Origin of the sequence: Paeniglutamicibacter quisquiliarum, assembly GCF_019084045.1 — a bacterium.
Taxonomy (GTDB): Bacteria; Actinomycetota; Actinomycetes; order Actinomycetales; family Micrococcaceae; genus Paeniglutamicibacter; species Paeniglutamicibacter quisquiliarum.
Genome location: NZ_JAHRED010000003.1, coordinates 131,281 through 147,752, shown reverse-complemented (window position 1 = coordinate 147,752; position 16,472 = coordinate 131,281). Strand labels below are relative to the sequence as shown.

16 protein-coding genes are annotated in these 16,472 nt (G+C 67.8%); 4 read left to right on the top strand and 12 right to left on the bottom strand.

Features of this window, described 5'->3' with window-relative positions; all coding sequences use genetic code 11:
* Positions 1 to 31 precede the first annotated feature (31 nt).
* Positions 32 to 1,225 (bottom strand): acyl-CoA dehydrogenase family protein, encoded by a 1,194-nt coding sequence (locus KRR55_RS07340; RefSeq protein ID WP_217388424.1) that lies wholly within the window; start codon positions 1,223 to 1,225, stop codon positions 32 to 34.
* Positions 1,226 to 1,267: 42 nt separating this feature from the next.
* Complete coding sequence (locus KRR55_RS07335; RefSeq protein ID WP_217388423.1) at positions 1,268 to 2,629, bottom strand: aminotransferase class III-fold pyridoxal phosphate-dependent enzyme; 1,362 nt, start codon at positions 2,627 to 2,629, stop codon at positions 1,268 to 1,270.
* Between the two features lie 82 nt (positions 2,630 to 2,711).
* Here KRR55_RS07335 and KRR55_RS07330 point away from each other — a divergent pair, with 82 nt between their 5' ends.
* Positions 2,712 to 4,265 (top strand): PucR family transcriptional regulator, encoded by a 1,554-nt coding sequence (locus KRR55_RS07330; RefSeq protein WP_217388422.1) that lies wholly within the window; start codon positions 2,712 to 2,714, stop codon positions 4,263 to 4,265.
* Here the strand turns inward: KRR55_RS07330 and KRR55_RS07325 are convergent.
* The 4 genes from KRR55_RS07325 to KRR55_RS07310 all read right to left on the bottom strand — a co-directional run bounded on the left by KRR55_RS07325 (position 4,245) and on the right by KRR55_RS07310 (position 9,231).
* Entirely contained in the window at positions 4,245 to 5,444 is a 1,200-nt protein-coding gene (locus tag KRR55_RS07325) for a CaiB/BaiF CoA transferase family protein (RefSeq protein WP_217388421.1), read from the bottom strand. The genes KRR55_RS07330 and KRR55_RS07325 overlap by 21 nt on opposite strands.
* Complete coding sequence (locus tag KRR55_RS07320; protein ID WP_254455954.1) at positions 5,441 to 6,964, bottom strand: APC family permease; 1,524 nt, start codon at positions 6,962 to 6,964, stop codon at positions 5,441 to 5,443. Before KRR55_RS07320 ends, KRR55_RS07325 begins: the two co-directional genes overlap by 4 nt.
* 211 nt (positions 6,965 to 7,175) lie before the next feature.
* The gene (locus KRR55_RS07315; protein ID WP_217388420.1) at positions 7,176 to 8,738 is read right to left on the bottom strand and encodes an MFS transporter; all 1,563 of its coding nucleotides are present in this window, start codon (positions 8,736 to 8,738) and stop codon (positions 7,176 to 7,178) included.
* Positions 8,731 to 9,231 carry a MarR family winged helix-turn-helix transcriptional regulator gene (locus KRR55_RS07310; RefSeq protein WP_217388419.1) on the bottom strand — a complete coding sequence of 167 codons (501 nt, stop codon included), beginning with the start codon at positions 9,229 to 9,231 and terminating at the stop codon, positions 8,731 to 8,733. Before KRR55_RS07310 ends, KRR55_RS07315 begins: the two co-directional genes overlap by 8 nt.
* A 126-nt stretch (positions 9,232 to 9,357) precedes the next feature.
* Here KRR55_RS07310 and KRR55_RS07305 point away from each other — a divergent pair, with 126 nt between their 5' ends.
* Positions 9,358 to 10,224, top strand: a complete 867-nt coding sequence (locus KRR55_RS07305; protein WP_217388418.1) for an inositol monophosphatase family protein — start codon at positions 9,358 to 9,360, stop codon at positions 10,222 to 10,224.
* Here KRR55_RS07305 and KRR55_RS07300 read toward each other — a convergent pair.
* Complete coding sequence (locus KRR55_RS07300) at positions 10,216 to 10,992, bottom strand: hypothetical protein (RefSeq protein ID WP_217388417.1); 777 nt, start codon at positions 10,990 to 10,992, stop codon at positions 10,216 to 10,218. The two genes, KRR55_RS07305 and KRR55_RS07300, sit on opposite strands and share 9 nt — an antisense overlap.
* A gap of 97 nt (positions 10,993 to 11,089) precedes the next feature.
* Positions 11,090 to 11,593, bottom strand: a complete 504-nt coding sequence (locus KRR55_RS07295; RefSeq protein ID WP_217388416.1) for a DUF2087 domain-containing protein — start codon at positions 11,591 to 11,593, stop codon at positions 11,090 to 11,092.
* Positions 11,594 to 11,638: 45 nt separating this feature from the next.
* Between KRR55_RS07295 and KRR55_RS07290 the strand changes: the two genes are divergently transcribed.
* Positions 11,639 to 11,851, top strand: coding sequence for a hypothetical protein (locus KRR55_RS07290; RefSeq protein ID WP_217388415.1), 213 nt, complete (start codon positions 11,639 to 11,641; stop codon positions 11,849 to 11,851).
* A 71-nt stretch (positions 11,852 to 11,922) separates the two neighbouring features.
* Here KRR55_RS07290 and KRR55_RS07285 read toward each other — a convergent pair whose 3' ends face one another.
* Positions 11,923 to 13,599: an FAD-binding dehydrogenase gene (locus KRR55_RS07285; protein ID WP_217388414.1), complete on the bottom strand. Its 1,677-nt coding sequence runs from the start codon at positions 13,597 to 13,599 to the stop codon at positions 11,923 to 11,925.
* Between the two features lie 198 nt (positions 13,600 to 13,797).
* Here KRR55_RS07285 and KRR55_RS07280 point away from each other — a divergent pair, with 198 nt between their 5' ends.
* Entirely contained in the window at positions 13,798 to 14,592 is a 795-nt protein-coding gene (locus tag KRR55_RS07280) for an alpha/beta fold hydrolase (protein ID WP_217388413.1), read from the top strand.
* A 19-nt stretch (positions 14,593 to 14,611) separates the two neighbouring features.
* Here the strand turns inward: KRR55_RS07280 and KRR55_RS07275 are convergent, their stop codons facing one another.
* From KRR55_RS07275 to KRR55_RS07265, 3 genes are read right to left on the bottom strand one after another with little or no spacing between them, the layout of a single operon-like run.
* Complete coding sequence (locus KRR55_RS07275) at positions 14,612 to 15,022, bottom strand: cupin domain-containing protein (RefSeq protein WP_217388412.1); 411 nt, start codon at positions 15,020 to 15,022, stop codon at positions 14,612 to 14,614.
* Positions 15,023 to 15,056: 34 nt separating this feature from the next.
* Positions 15,057 to 15,851 carry an IclR family transcriptional regulator gene (locus tag KRR55_RS07270; RefSeq protein WP_217388411.1) on the bottom strand — a complete coding sequence of 265 codons (795 nt, stop codon included), beginning with the start codon at positions 15,849 to 15,851 and terminating at the stop codon, positions 15,057 to 15,059.
* Positions 15,852 to 15,902: 51 nt separating this feature from the next.
* Entirely contained in the window at positions 15,903 to 16,379 is a 477-nt protein-coding gene (locus tag KRR55_RS07265; protein WP_217388410.1) for a nucleoside deaminase, read from the bottom strand.
* Between the last annotated feature and the right edge of the window lie 93 nt (positions 16,380 to 16,472).

The window sequence follows — 16,472 nt, the reverse complement described above, 5'->3', positions numbered from 1 at the left end:
GCGTTCCTCTCGAAACGATGGTGGGGGTTGTTTAGCGGAAGGCCGGGACGCCGGTGAGCTTGTTTCCGAGGATGAGGGTGTGGACCTCGTCGGTGCCCTCGTAGGTGCGCACCGATTCCAGGTTGTTGGCGTGGCGCAGAGGCGAGTACTCCAGGGTGATGCCGTTGCCGCCAAGGATGGTGCGGGCCTCGCGGGCGATCTTGATGGCCTCGCGGCAGTTGTTGAGCTTGCCCACCGAGATCTGGTGCAGATCCAGGGTGCCTGCGTCCTTCATGCGCCCGATGTGCAGGGCCAGCAGGTAGCCCTTGTTGATTTCCAGGGCCATGTCCACCAGCTTCTGCTGGGTCATCTGGTACCCGGCCAGCGGCTTGTCGAACTGCATGCGCTGCTGCGAGTACGCCAGGGCATCCTCGAAGGAGTCGCGGGCCGCTCCCATGGCGCCCCAGATGATGCCGTAGCGGGCCTCATTCAGGCAGGAGAACGGTCCCTTTAGCCCCGTGACGTTCGGCAGCACCGCGGTCGCGGGCAGGCGCACGTCGGTCAGCTCGATCTCGCACTGGATGGAGGCGCGCATCGAGAGCTTGGGCTCGATCGGGGTCGCCTTGAACCCGGCGGTCTGGGTGGGGACCACAAAACCGCGGATGCCCTCGTCGGTCTGTGCCCAGATGACCGCGACCTGGGCGACGTTTGCCAGCCCGATCCAGCGCTTGGTGCCGTTGATGACCCAGTCGTTCCCGTCCTTGCGGGCGAAGGTCTTCATCGCCGAGGGGTCAGAGCCGGCAGTGGGCTCGGTCAGCCCGAAGCAGCCGATGGCCTGCCCCGCCGCCATCTTCGGCAGCCACTCCTGCTTCTGTTCCTCGGAGCCGTGCTTGTAGATCGCGCTCATGGCCAGCGAACCCTGCACCGAGACGAAGGTGCGCAGCCCCGAGTCCCCTGCCTCCAGCTCGGAACCTGCCAATCCGTACTCCACCGCGGTGCCCCCGGCGCAGCCATAGCCCTTCAAGTGCATGCCCAGCAGGCCGAGCTTGGCCATTTCCGGGACGATCTCCAGCGGGAAGACCGCGTCGGCGTACCAACCGGCGATGTTCGGCTTGATGGCCTCGTCGACGAAGGTCCGCACCTTGGAACGCAGCGCGAGCTCCTCGGCGGTGAGCAGCGCATCGAAGTTGATCAAATCCGCCGGGTCCAACTGGTGGGTTTCGTGGTCGTGCATGGTGAGGGTCATGGTGTTCTCCAAAAAGTTCGGGGGGGGTGAAGTGGTCCGGTGCTAGTTGGCGGCGTCGGTGATTGCCTGGGCGAGCACGTCCAGCCCGTCGCGCAGCAGCTCCTCGCCGATGACCAGCGGGGGCAGCAGGCGCACGACGTTGCCGTGGGTGCCGCAGGTCAGGGTGAGCACACCGGCGGCGTGGCAGGCGGCGGAGATCTCCTTGGCCTTATCCGCGCGCGGGGCCAGGGTCCCGGCGTCGGCCAGTTCGATGGCGAGCATGGCGCCGCGGCCGCGGACCTCGGCAACGATGCCGGTGGAGGAAAGCAACGGCTCAAGGATTTCGCGGGCGACCGCCTCGATGTGGCGGGCGTTGGCCAGCAGTGATCCGTCCTCGAACTGCTCGAAGACCGCCAGCGCGGCCTCGCAGGCCAGCGGGTTTCCGGCATAGGTGCCGCCCAGTCCCCCGGCGTGCGGCGCGTTCATCAGCTCGGTGCGTCCGGTGACGGCGGAGAGCGGGACGCCGTTGGCCAGTGCCTTGGCGGTGAGGATCATGTCCCCCGCAACGCCCTCGTGTTCGGAGGCGAAGAGCGTTCCGGTGCGGCCCATGCCGGCCTGGATTTCGTCGATGACCAGCACGATGCCGTACTTGTCGGCGAGTTTGCGCAGGCCCGGGATGAAGCCGGCGGCCGGGACGATGAAGCCGCCCTCGCCCTGGATCGGCTCGATGACCATGGCGGCGAAGGTGTCCGCGCCGTGTTCCAGGATGGTGGCCTCCACGGATTCCAGTGCCGCTTCGGCGCCGGACTCGAGGCCCTCGGCGGGACGCAGCGGGTTGGCCGAGGCGGCGCGGATGATCTCCGCGGGAAGCGGACCGAAGTTCAGCTTGTAGGGGTTGACCTTGGCGGTCATGGCCATGGTAAGCAGAGAGCGGCCGTGGTAGGCCTCGTCGAAGACCAACACGTTGGGCCGTCCGGTGGCGGCACGGGCGATCTTGACGGCGTTTTCCACGGCCTCGGCGCCGGTGGAGAACAGCCCGGTGCGCTTGTCGAAGTCGCCGGGGGTGTTGGCGTTGAGCCACTTGCAGACCTGGGTGAAGGATTCGTATTCGGTGACCATGAAGCAGGTGTGGGTGAAGGCGTCCAGCTGCGCGGCAACGCGTTCTGCCACGCGCTTGTTGCTGGCGCCCAGCGAGGTCACGGCAATGCCGGAGGCGAAGTCGATGAGCCGGTTGCCGTCGACGTCCTCGACGATTCCGCCGTCCGCGCGGGCCACGAAGACCGGCAGGGTGATGCCGAAGCCGTTGGTCACCTGTGCGGTGCGTTCGGCGTGCAGGGCCGTGGAGCGCGGGCCGGGGATGGAGGTGGCAAGGTGGCGGGTCTGCGGGAGCGTCTCGGCGTCAACGGCCAGAAGTGTTTCGGTCATGGGCTCCACGTTATGCCAGGACGTGACACACGTCATTGGATGATTTGCCCAACACGACCCACTCTGTTGGATAATTCAACCCATGATTTCCTTGTTGCAGTTGGGTGCCGAACTCGGACCCGAACTTGTGCCCAGCCCCGGGTCCGAATTCAGCGCCAAGCCGGTGACGGGAGTCCATGTCTCCGAGCTGGAGGACCCCACCCCGTACCTGGAGGGCGGCGAGCTGTTGCTGACCACCGGCATGCCCTTCGCAAAGTCGGCGGCGCTCTCGCTCGCATACATGAAGCGGCTCGGGTCAAAGGAGGTTCGTGCCGTGGGGCTGGGCCTGGGCCCATGGCTGAAGCAGGTGCCCGGGCACGTACTGGCCGCCAGCCGCGCGGCGGGCATCGAGCTGGCGATCGTCCCCGACGGGGTGCCGTTCCAGCATGTCTCGCGCGCATATTGGCGGCTGTCCACCCGGGACGACACCGCCAACCTCATGGATTCGCTCGGCACGCAAACGGCGCTGGCCCGGGCGGCCATGCGCCCCGACGCCACCAGCGCAGTGGTCCGCGGACTCGCCCAGGCGCTCGGCGGCTGGGCCGCCTATCTTCCGGCGGATGCCGGAACCGAGACCGTGTGGCCCGCCTCCGCAAGCGCCCTGGTCGAGGACCTGCGCGCCGAGTCGATTCGCTTCAACAAGGCAGGCGTCCCCTCGGCCGCCACGTTTGAGCTCCACGGCCAGCCGGTGGTGTTGTACCCGATCCTGCTCGGTGCGCGGATCCACGGGTTCCTGTGCATCGGCTCGGGGCGCACGCTGACCCGCGCCGACCGGCAGATCATCATGACGGTCTCCACGTTGCTGGCCCTGCGGGCCAGGCAGCGCGAGGTGGTCGTCGGCACCGCCCATGCGCTGGGCGCCGCGACGACCAAGCTGCTGCTGCACGGGCAGACCGAGGCGGCCCACATGGTGGCCGAGGACCTGGGACTGGCCGAGCTTCCCAACCGGGTCCGCCTGCTGGGCATCAGGCTCTCACCCGGGGACGACCCGGGGCTGGCGGCACGGGCCGCGGCCCGGCTTCTCGCGGATCCGGGGTTGCCGGACCTGTCCGCCGCGGTGGATGCCTGCACGCTGCGCCACGTCCAGGACGAGGTCCTTTACCTGGTACTGCCGGCCTCCGGGATCGGCAGCAAGCCCGCGGACGGGCCCGGCGAGTCCCTGGAGCAAAATGCCCTGTTGGGGCTGCCTGCCCTGGCCGACCCCGAGGTCTCCGGATCGCTGGCCGCCGCGCTGGGCGACCCCGTGAGCCTGGGAGAGATCCCGGGCAACCTTGCGGTGTTGCGCCGGGCCACGCTGCAGGCCCCGGCCGGACGGCTGGTTGCGGTCAACGCCAGCGAGGATGCCAAGGCCGCCGGCTGGGTTCGCCTGCTGGCCGACTACCACCGCGCCGACCTGTTGGGCACGGTGCGCGCCTACCTCGCGGCGCGCGGCACCTGGGAGGATGCGGCACGGGCCCTGGGCATCCACCGCAATTCCCTGCGCCACCGGATTTCGGTGGCCACCACGCTCATTGGCGTGGACCTGGACGACCCGGATGTCGCGGCGCATCTGTGGCTGGCGCTGCGCCGCGAGACCTCAGGGCCGGGGCTGGGCTAGGGACTGGAACTCCGCCATCGATTCCGCGTCGCTGCCCAGCCAGGCCCGGACGGTTTCGGTGTGTTCGCCCAGCTGCGGCGGCGCCATGGCAGGGGCATCCAGCGCCGGGGTCCAGGTGATCGGGTGGCGCACCTGCCTGCCCACGGTGTCCCCTTGCGAGTTGTGCACCTCGATGACCGGGTCCAGTCCCAGGGATTCGGCGTAGTCCAGGCCCTCGTCGATGCCCGCGACCTTGCCCGCCGGCACGCCCACGGCGGTGAACCGGGTCTGCCACCTCGCCCCGGTGTCCGCGCCCAGCGCGTCCTCAAGCAACGGGATGAGTTTTTCGCGATGGGCCACGCGGGCCGAGTTGGTGGCGAAGCGGGAGTCCTCGGCCAACTCCGGTTTTCCGATCTCGGCGCAGAGCCTGGCAAACTGGCCGTCGTTGCCGCAGGCCACCGCCACCGATCCGTCGGCGCATGACAGCAACTGGTAGGGCACGATCGAGGGGTGCTCGTTGCCCATGCGAGCGGCAACCTTGCCCGCCCCCAGGTAGGCCTGGCCCTGGTTGGCCAGCGCGCCCTGCAGGCTGGAGAGCAGGTTGACCTCCACGTGGGCGCCGGTGCCGGAGGAGGCGCGGGCGTGCAGCGCCGCCAGCACCCCGATGCTTGCGTCCTTGGCGGTGAGCACGTCCACCAGCGCGACCCCTGCCTTCATGGGCTCCTCCCCGGCCTCGCCGGTGATGGACATCAGCCCGCCCAGGGCCTGGACGATGAAGTCGTAGCCGGGCAGGTGCGCCCCGCCGGCGGACCCGAATCCGGAAATCGAGGCATAGACCAGCCCCGGGTTCAGTGCCGAGAGCTCCGCATACCCCAGCCCCAGCTTGTCCATGCCGCCGGGCTTGAAGTTCTCCACCAGCACGTCGGCGCGCAGCGCCAATTCCCGTGCCACCTCGCGGTCCGCCGGATCGGTGAGGTCAAGGGCGACCGACTGCTTGTTGCGGTTCACCGACTCGAAGTAGGTGGAGCCGGTGGCGGAGAACGGCGGCCCCCAGCTGCGGGTGTCGTCCCCGGTCCCGGGACGCTCGACCTTGATGACGGTTGCACCCATGTCGGCCAGCGTCATGGTGCACAGCGGTCCGGCCAGGACCCGGGAGAAGTCCGCGACGATGATTCCCTCGAGGGGACGGATCTTGTTCATGCGTGTTCCGAGTCCTTCACGTTGTTCCTGGCCGGCACCGCCGGCGGGGCCTGGCCGTAGACGGCCTCCGCCTTGGCGGCCTTGCGCATCGCCAGGCGGGTGAGCAGTTCCTCCTCGGCGTCGATGCCCGGGACCACACCGCGCGGCACCCGCAACAGGAAGACGAAGCCCAGGACCCACCAGGCCCCGAAGAGCAGCCACGGCTGGATGCCGATGGCCGCGGGCATCCCCGGCAGGTAGAGACTGATCAGCGCGGCGCAGAAGAGCACCGAGGTGACGCCGATGGCCTGGCCGAAGTTGCCCTTCCCGCCGATGCGCAGCGGGCGCTCCATCATCGGTTCGCGCCGGCGCAGGATCACGAAGGCGACCCCGACCAGCAGGTAGGCGATCACGATCGAGGGCGAGCCGGAGTCGACCAGCCAGCCGAGCATGGCCGAACCGAAGAACGGGGCGAGCACCGAGAGCCCGCCGATGAACAGCAGGGCGTTGACCGGGGTGCCGTACTTGGGGTGCAGCTTCGCGAACCAACCCGGCAGCATGCCGGAGCCGGCCATGGCGTAGAGCAGACGGGAGGCGCCCATCAGCAGCGAGTTCCAGGAGGTGAGGATTCCGGCGATGCCGCCTGAGATCAGCACCTTTGCCATCATCTCCGAGCCGAAAAGCGCGCCCATGGCATCGGCGGTGGCCAGTTCGGAGCCGGCCAGCGCCGCGGCGCCCATGCCGGAGGAGGTGGCCAGGATGACCATGACGTACCAGGCGGTGGCGATGAGGACGGCGATCACGACGTACTTGCCGATGCGCCGCGGTTCGATGTCGCATTCCTCGGCCGATTGCGGGATGACGTCGAAGCCCACGAACATGAACGGCACGATGATCATCACCCCGAAGAACCCGGCAACCCCGTTGCTGAAGAACGGCTCCATGGTTTGGGTGGATCCGCCGGCGAAGGAACCGAAGAGCAGCACCGCGCCGATGGCGAAGAGGAAGAGCACCACGAAGGTCTGCACCACCCCGGCGGTCTTGATGCCGCGGATGTTGATGGCGGTGATGACCACCGCGCCGAGCACGCCGACCAGCGCCCAGGTCAGGTAGACCTCGGAGCCGGCGATGTCCCAGAGCTTGATGCGGTTCAGGTCGGGGAAGAGGTACAGCGCCGTCTTGGGCAGGGCCACCGCCTCGAAGGCGACGATGGTGATGTAGCCGCCGACGATGGCCCAGGACCCGGCGAAGGACCAGCGGGCGCCCATGGCGCGTAGCAGGTAGTTGTGCTCGCCTCCGGCCCGCGGCATCGCGGCGACCAGTTCTGCGTAGGTCAGCCCGACCACGGCCATGATGCCGCCGCCGACGACCATGGCCAGGGAGGCGCCGAGCGGGCCGGCGGTGGTGATCCAGTCACCCGTGAGCACCACCCAGCCGAAGCCAATCATGGCTCCCACGCCGATGGCGAGGGTGTCCCAACGGCCCAGGACCTTCTTGAGTTTCGGTGTTTCGGTGGTGTCTTGCGTGTGACTGCTGGTCATCGCGGTTCCTTCCGTGTGTACGACCCAGCACACACTACGCAAGGAAAGTGACAGAAGTCTCGGACAGATCATCCAATCCCTTGGCCGGTTCATCCAAAGCCGCCGACATTTCCTGTCTCTCCAACGGGAACGCCGGCCAACGCAGCAGGTCCCGGGCACCAGGGGTTTTCCCTTGGTGCCCGGGACCCTGACGGAAGCCCCTGCTCCGGAATCAGACCGTCCGGCGCAGCGGGACTTCCTTGATGAACAGGATGCACACCAGCCCGACGACGGCGACGATGGCCGAGGTCATGAACACCACGCCGGTGGCATCGCCGAAGGCCGTCTCGTACATCAGGCGCACGGCAGGGGGCATCTCCGAGAGGTTCAGCGACGTTCCGCCTGCGGCAACGCCGGTGGAACCGTCGGGTGAGACCAGGTGCGCGGACTTCAATGCATCGAGCACCAGCGCCCCGACCTTGTCCGAGAGCATGGCCCCGAGCACCGCCACGCCCGCGGCCCCGCCGACGGCGCGGAAGAAGGCGACCGAGGAGCTGGCGGTGCCGATGTCGGTGACCTTGACGGTGTTCTGCACCGCAAGGACCAGGTTCTGCAGCATGAAACCCATGCCCAGGCCGTTGAAGAACATGCCGGTGGCCAGGATCCAGTAGTTGGTGTCGTGGGACATCATGCCCAGCAGCCCCAGCGCTCCGACGTTGAGGATGGCGCCGATGACCAGGAAGATCTTCCAGCGCCCGAAGCGGGAGATCAGCTGGCCGGAAAAGACCGATCCGAACAGGTTTCCCGCGATCATCGGCAGGGTCATGACCCCGGCCAGGGTGGGGCTCGCCTCGCGGGCCACCTGGAAGTATTGGCCCAGGAAGGCGCCGGAGCCGAACATCGCCACGCCGATGGAAATCGAGGCGAGGATCGCCAGGGCGGTGGTGCGGGTGGCGATGATGCGCAGTGGGATCACCGGTTCCGGGACCCGGCCCTCGACCCAGAGCAGCAGGGCAATGAGCACCAGCGAGCCGCCGACCATCGCGTAGGTCTGCCAGGAGTTGAACTCGTAGAAGCCCGCCTTGCCCACGTAGGAGACCCAGATCAGCAGCACGGAAACCGAAATGGTCACCAGCACCGCGCCGGCCCAGTCGATGTAGACCTTCCGCGGGACGTGTGCGATGTGCAGGGTCTTGTGGATCAGCCACATGGAGATGACGGCAATGGGCACCCCGATGAAGAAGGTCCAGCGCCAGCCCAGCGGGGAATCGACGATCAGCCCGCCCAGCAACGGGCCGCCGGCGGTCGCCGCGGCCATGACGCCGCCGAAGTAGCCCGAGTACTTGCCGCGCTCGCGCGGCGGGATGACGGTGCCGATGACCGCCATGCCCATGGCGGTGAGCCCGCCCATGCCGATGCCCTGGATGACGCGGGCGCTCATGAGCATGGGGATGTTGATGGCGAACCCGGCCAGCATGGAACCGCACACGAAGATGACGATGCTGATTTGCAGCAGCTTCTTCTTGTCGAAGAGGTCCGCCAGCTTGCCCCAGATCGGGGTGGTTGCGGCGTTGGCCAGCAGGGCCGCGGTGAGCACCCAGTTGAAGTCGGTCTGCGTGCCTTCCAGCGCGTCCATGATCGTCGGCAGCGCAATGGAGACAATCGTGGTTGCCAGCATGGCGGCGAAGAAGGATGCCAGCACGCCGGTGATCGAGCGCAGCACCTCCTTCTGGCTCATTTGGGGCTGGTCGCCGGGGCGCTCCCGCGTCCGGTCGACTGATTGCTGCTCAGACATGGGGGTTCTCCTCCGGGCCGTTGGGGGCCGTGGCGTTCTTGACGTGGATGGAATCCAGGCCGGCACGCAGCACCTGTTGGATGTTGTTCACGGTGGCCGCGGCCGCGGCGATTTCCGCTTCGTCCCAGTCCTTGAGCAGCCCGGCCAGCACCGTGGCGCGCCTGTCGTAGGCGGAATCGAGCTCCTCAGCGCCGCGGGGCGTGAGGGAAATCAATTGGGCGCGGGCGTCGGTGGGGCTGGGGGTGCGCACCAGCAATCCGGAGCCTTCCAGCTCAACGACTTGGCGGCTGAGCGCCGCGGGTCCGATGCCGATCCACTGGGCGATGTCGGTGGCGCGGGTGGGCTGGTTGCGCTGGATGTAGGCCAGCACGCCCAGGCCCGCGAAGCCCACCGACTGCTTTCCTTCGCCGAGGTGCTCGACGCAGCGCAGCGTGCGCTTGAGCGCGGTGAGGCTTTCGACCAGTTCAAATGTTGGGGTTTCGCCGCGTGGCAACGGATCGTTCTCCTTCGCAAATATAGTTGACCAAGGCTAATGTTGCCTTCTGCAACCATATGGTGAATTTAGTTGCCCCGTCAAACTAATTTGGCGCAACTCACAGCGGCGCTAGGCTGGTGGATCGTGAGCACCGAAAATTTCAGCACCTCCGACATCGCCTTGGCCGCACGGCTGCGCTCGATTGCGCTGGACGCGGCGCGGCTCGCCGCACCGGTCCTGCGCGGGGCGTTCCGCCAGGACGTGGAACGGGAAAACAAGACCAACGCCCATGACCTGGTGACGGCATTCGACAGGCGCAGCGAAGAGATCATCCGTGGACACCTGCTGGCGGCCGAGCCCGACTCCCGGGTCCTGGGCGAAGAGGGCGGCAGCACGGGTGCCGGAAGCATCCAGTGGATAGTCGACCCCATCGACGGCACCAGCAATTTCACCCACGGGGTCGCCTTCTTCTGCATCTCCATTGCGGCTGCCCGCGACGGGGTGCTGCTGGCGGCCGTCGTGCTTGACCCAGTCGCCGGGCTGGAATTCACCGCCGATGCGCAACACGCCTACCTGAACGGCGCGATCCTGTCTCCCGGCGCCCGCCCGGACCAGCATCACGCGAACATCATGACCGACTACCCCTCGGCCGAGGCCCTCGAACTCGACGGGGAGGCTGGGCTGCGCGAGTTCGGCGCCTGGGTCGGCGCCTTTGCCACCGTGCGCCGCAAGGTCTCCGCCGCCCTGGCCCTGGCCCATGTCGCGGCCGGCTGGTGCGATGCAACCATTGGCTTCGACACCAAGCCCTGGGACATCGCCGCCGGGGCCCTGCTGGTGCGCCGCGCCGGCGGCAGGTACCTGGGCTACCGCTACGACGGGCAGACCCTGCCGGACCACGAGGCGCCGTGCTTCCTGGCCTTGGGACCGGGTGCAGACTACCCGGTGCTGGATGGATCGATCCGCCGGATCATCGCCGCCCGCAACGCGGCGGGCGCGGGCGGGTCAGCCTAGGTCGCGGGCGCTGATCTCCTCGGGGAAGTCCAGGTCCTCGACCTTGCGGACCAGGACGTCGCTGAGCATGCATTCGGCCACCGCGTCGCTTCCGGCATCGGTGCTTTCCACCAACAGGTTTCCCGCCGTGTCGTAGATCCGGCAGCTGACCTCTCCCCGCTTGCCGTCCACGTTCGTGACGACGAGGCCGCCAAAGAGCGTCGACGCATCCACGGTGCTGCGAAACGGGTCGGAATGGTTGGTCGTTTCCGGCATGGCCGAGGTCGTCGTCAACGAGAGCACATATTCGTCGGTGCCCTCCGCTTCGAACTCAAAGCTCTGCGTGTTGTCGTAGAACGAGAGGATCGTGGAAAGCAGCACGGCGTAGAGGATCGAGACCAGCAGCCCGAACGTGCCGGTCACCAATGCCGTGACGCTGAAACCGCGGCTCCTGATCCGCTTGGCGATGCCCACGATGCCCAACACCATCGCCAGGGGACCCAGCACGAAGGAGACGAAGCCGAGAAACGGGACCAGGGACACCGCGGCCGCCACGATGCCGGTCACCATCGCGAAGGTCGTCATCCCGTATGTGCGCAGCGGCGGCTGGTTGCCGCCGTTGCCGTAGTGCCCGTAGTATCCGCCCGGCGGATACTGGCCCGGATACGCGCCCTGGTACTGGCCGGGGTACGGCTGCTGCCCGGGTGCGGGCCGCCCCGCGTACCCGCCGGGAGACGACCACGATCCGTGGTGGGGATCGCCGCCCGGGCGGGCATACGGGTCAGACATGGGACTCCTGGAATGTATGGGAACGGAGCGGCAGGTGCCGCAATCCGTACACATAAGAAATTACTCCCTTGTGAGCCGTGGACACAAACATCCTCCGCTAGTCCGAGCCGTCCGCCAGCCGGTACGCGGACCCGTCCGGCTGGCGCAGCAGCATCCCGTAGTCGACCAAGTAGCGGCGCAGGAGCACCGGGTCGTCGGTGAACTCCTCCAGCTTCGAGGTCAGTTCGACCTCGGTGAGCCGCTGCCCGTGCCGCAAGACCTTGCCTGCAATCACGCGCAGCAGGCCCAGGCGTTCCTCGTGCTTCCGGGGATAGCGGTCGATGCGGCCCGCTTCGTCGAAGTAGCGCTCGCTGCCCGTCTGCTGATCCCTACGTGCTCCGGCGGCCAGCACGCGGGCAAAGACCTGCTCGTCCACCAGGCCCCGTCCATCGAGCAGGCCGGCGCTAGCGAGGTTTTGCCGGGCCTTGGCCCGGCGTTCGGGCCGCAGGTCGCTCTCCAATCCCAGGACCTGCTGGGCGTAGTAACGGCGGGTCTCCTCGTTGGCCAAGGCACCAAAAACCTGGCGCCAGTCCCCCGCGGATTCCTGCACTGGATCCTTCATGGTCTATCCCTCGTTTTTCCTTGTTGTTCGGCTTACCCTGAGGACATGGCTACTCTATTTCATCGAAATGCGCAGACTGCCGTGCACCACCACGGCGGCGGATCGATCATCCTTGGCGGAATCCTGGCGATGTTGTTGTTCGCGATATTCGCCATCTTCCTGTTTGCCGTACAAGGGGCCTGGGAACCGATGATGATCGGCATCGCCTTCGGCCTTTCGGCAGTGCTCTTTGGCACGGCGTACCACTTCACGCACTGACCGAACCCACCTCGCCGGGCCACGAACATCCCAGACCCCCGACATCAGGGGCGGGACGTTGGTGGCTCGCCCTATGTCCGCTTCCAGGCCCCCGCCGCGTGCCGGACGGCCGCCCTGCCGCTGAAGAGGCAGCCGCCCAGGAAGGTGCCCTCGAGCGCACGGTAGCCGTGGATGCCCCCGCCGCCGAAACCCGCCGCCTCTCCCGCCGCATAGAGTCCCGGGACCGGGTTCCCGCCGGCGTCCAGCACCCGCGAATCCAGGTCCGTCTGGATCCCGCCCAACGACTTGCGCGTCAGGATCCTCAATCGCACGGCGATCAGCGGGCCGGCTTTCGGGTCCGTGATGGGGTGCGGCTTGACGCTGCGCACCAGCTTGTCGCCCAGGTAGTTCCTGGCCGAGGTGATGGCCGAGATCTGGCCGTCCTTGCCGAATCCATTCGCCGTGGCCGAGTCCCTGGTCGCGAGCACCCCGGCAACCTGGGCCGGATCCAGGAGGTCCTCCCCGGCCAGCCGGTTCATCTTGGCCACCAGCTCATCGAGTGTAGCCGCCTGGACGAAGTCCTCGCCTTGGTCCAGGAAGTCCTGGACGGGGCCGGGAACATCCACTCGCGCCCGCGCCAGCACGGCGCGGATGTCCTTGCCGGTGAGGTCGGGGTTTTGCTCGGAGCCGGAGAGCGCGAATTCCTTGCCGATAATGCGTCGGTTGAGGATGAACCAACTGTGGTCGTGCCCGGTGCCGCGCAGGTGTTCGAGGGTCCCGAGCGTGTCGAAGCCGGGCCACAGCGGGTCGGGCAGGCGCTTGCCGGTGGCATCCAGCCACAGGGAACTGGGCCCGGGTAGGATGCGGATTCCGTGGCGCTTCCACACCGGGTTCCAGTTGGCGATTCCCTCGGTGTAGTGCCACATCCGGTCCCCGTTGACCAGTCGGGCACCGGCCCGGTGGGCGATGTCCAGGCCGCGCCCGTCCACGTGCGCGGGCACTCCGGAGACCAGGTCCCGCGGCGGGCTGCCCAGGCGTTCCGGCCAGGCCGCGCGCACCTTGGAAAGGTTCCCTCCGATGCCGCCGGTGGCAACGACGACGGAGGGGGCAAAGTATTCGAAGTCCCCGGCCTTGGTGCGGTTGCTGTCCTCCCCGCGCGGCGCCGGGTCATTCGCCAGGATGCTGCCGCGCACACCGTTGACGGCACCGTTGGCGGAGGCCAACTCGTCGAGTTGGTGCCGCCAGAGCATGGTCAGCTGGCCCTTGGCCTCGGCGATCCGGGCCGCCCGGATGAACGGAGCCAACAGCCCCGGCCCGGTCCCCCAGGTGATGTGGAATCTCGGCACCGAGTTTCCCGGTCCCTGCGCGCCCGCCCCGCCGCGTTCGGCCCACCCGACCACCGGGAAGAACCGGATGCCGCGTTCATGCAGCCACTGCCGCTTGCCGCCGGCCGCCCAGCGGACGTAGGCGCTCGCCCATTTGCGGCCCCAGTCGTCCTCGTCGCGATCGAACCCTGCGGTGTTGGCCCAGTCCTGCAGCGCCAATTCCTTCGAGTCCTTGACACCCAGCCGACGCTGTTCCGGCGAATCGACCAGGAAGATCCCGCCAAAGCTCCAATGGGCCTGCCCGCCGAGGTTCGCCTCGGATTCCTGGTCCAGCAGCAGCACGCGCGCGCCGGCCGCGGTGGCCTCGGTGGCCGCCACCAGCCCGGCCAGGCCGGCACCGACGACAATGACATCGAAGTGTTGCGAATGCGGGATGTTCGACATGGATCCACGATAGCGCCGAAGTGGCGCGGGCCACATCAATGGCCCGCTGGCCAGCGCCGCCGGAGTCTCCGTCCGACACCGCCGGAACCAATGCTCGGCCTCCGTCCTTGCACGAAATCCGCCCGCCGCCGCCCAGGGACGCCGTGTCCATTACGTTTCCCCAAAGCCGGACGCCGCGCCGGCTGCTAGCCTTCACTCGTGCACTTCGTTGAACATGGTTCCGGGATCCCGCTGTTGCTGATCCACGGATTCTGCGTCGATCATCGCCTGCTGCTGGGGCTCGATCCCGTGTTTGCCGCGCGTGGCCGGTGGCGACGGGTCTACATCGACCTACCGGGAATGGGCGAGTCCATTGCCGGACCCGGCATCCGGAGCTCCGACGACGTCGCCGACGCGGTCGCGTCCTTCGCGCGAAAGACCTTCGGCAGCGAGCGATTCGCGATACTCGGCAATTCGTTTGGCGGAATGATCGCCCGCCACCTGGCGGCCGAATTCGGCGACCAGGTGCTTGGACTTGCCCTGCTTTGTCCGGTGGCCGCGGCGGAGCACAGACGCCGGGTCTTGCCGGGGCAAACCGTGTTGCGCTCCGACCCGGGCCTTCTGGCGACGCTGGACCCCGAAGACGCCAAGGCCTACGCGGACATGGCCGTCATCCAGTCGCCCGAGAACTGGGCCCGTTTCCGCGACTCGGTGCTTCCGGGGCTGCGGTCATTCGACCGTTCGGCCATCGGCCGTATCGCCGGACGCTACGCGCTGACCCGGGAACCCGAGGAACGTTCCGGCAAGTTCCCTGCCCCCACCCTGATCATCGCCGGGCGGCAGGACCACGTCGTGGGGTTTGCGGACCAGATGGCTCTGGCGAGGCACTACCCGCGGGCCACGCTTTCGGTCCTCGAGGGTGCCGGCCACAACGCGCACCTCGACCAGCCCGAACTCACGCACGACCTGCTCGAGAGGTGGCTCAAGCTCATGGAATCCCCACTGCCTGGTTGAACCGGCGCCCGGCTGGGCCCTACGGCGTTCCTGCTCGTGCGGCCCTGGCCTTGGCGACCGAACCGAAGGCGGAGAAGTCCTTGTGCCCTTCCTCGCCCCAGACCACCAGCACCCGCAGGGTTTCGTCCCCGGTGTTGCGCAGGTCGTGTTCCACCCCGGCCGGGGCCAGGACGCTGTCCCCGGCCCGCAGTTCGTGGTGTTCCTGGCCCACGCGCATCGACGCGGTGCCCGACAGCACCAGGTAGAACTCCTCCAGGGCCATGTCGTGGCGGTGGTGGGTGTGCATGCCCTCGTGTCCGCCGGGCGCCAGTTCCCAGGTCTGGATGGCGACGGGCATCTTCATCTCGTCGACGAAATGGAATTGCATGCGGGTCTCGGTGCCCTCGTGCAGGGCGTATTCAAAGGTGTGTGCACCACGTGGTTCAAACATGCCGCTCCCCCTATTCGATGGTTGCGCCGTCCGCTCAGGCCGGCGATGCGCCCAGGCGCATGCTGATTTGCCGTGCCGCCCGCACGCAGGCGGCACCGAGTTCGTCCAGCTGTTCCTTCGAGACCCGGTAGTACGGGGCCGCGATCATGGCGCTTGCCACCACGGTGCCGCGGTGGTCGAAAATCGGCGCGGCCACGCCGACCTCGTCGGGCGAGGTCTCTCCGTGATTCGCCGCGTAACCCCGCTCCCGCACCGTCTCCAGGCGCTTGAGGTAGGTGGCCCGTGCGCCGGCGGTGTTCGCGGGCAGCAGCACGGCGCCGGATTCCAGCAGGCCCGCGGCGCGGTCGGGCGCCTCGTGGGCCAGGAAGACCTGGACCGAGGCGCTGAGCGCGGTGTTGTAGCGGCTGCCCATGGCCGAGGTGTGCTTGACCTGGTGGATGCTGGGGATCTGCTCGACCGAGACGGATTCGGCGCCGTCCCAGATGGTCAGCACCGCGGTTTCCCCGGTATCCGCGGCCAGTTCGGCCAGGAAGGGGTAGGACACCCGCCGCACGTCGAGGTTGGCCAGCAGCGGTCCGGCGACCGCGATGAGCCCCAGTCCCAGCGAGTATTTGCGGGTGGCCTCGTCGCGGGCCACGATGCGTTCCTGCTCCAGCGTGGCCAGGATCCTCGAGATGCTGGATTTGTGCAAGCCCACCCGGGCGGCGATTTCCGTGACGCCCAGCACCGGGTTCTCAACCGTGAAGCACCGCAGCACGTCGATGACGTTGACGATGACCGAGGCGCCGCGCGGTTCCGCGGTGGTGGTTTCAGCCGCTTGGGCAACCATGGGGATTCCTCCGGTGGGTGGGGTGCTGGTTGGTGCGTTCACGGTTGTACGCTACCGGGCCGTGTCGGGTTGCGCCTCGTCGACGCCGATGTCTTCGTTCCAAAGTCCCGGGTTCTGGGTGACGAAGTCTTCCATGAGTGTGGTGGCCCGGGCATCGTCGATGACCACGACTTCCACGCCGCGGGAGCGCAGCAGTTCGAGCTCGCCGGGGAAATTCCGGTTCTCCCCGACCACCACGCGCCGGATGCCGAAGAGGATGATCGATCCGGAGCACATGGCGCAGGGCGCCAGCGTGGAGTACAGGGTGGTACCGGCGTAGGAGGCCCGACGCCCGGCATTGCGCAGCGCGTCGATTTCCCCGTGCGCCGTCGGATCCCCGTTTTGCACGCGGCGGTTGCGGCCGGCCCCCAGCATCACGCCGTTCTCGAAGATGCTCGATCCAATGGGCACCCCGCCCTCGCCGGCACCCAGGCGGGCCTGTTCAAGGGCGGTGGCGTATCCGGCGCGGTCGTGTTCGTCCAGGATCATGGCGAGGGGCTCGATTCTTCGTCGGAAGCGGGGATGACGGTGGCCATCGGAAAGGGGGCGGTGGGGCACACGCGTGCACTCCACCGCCCCCTC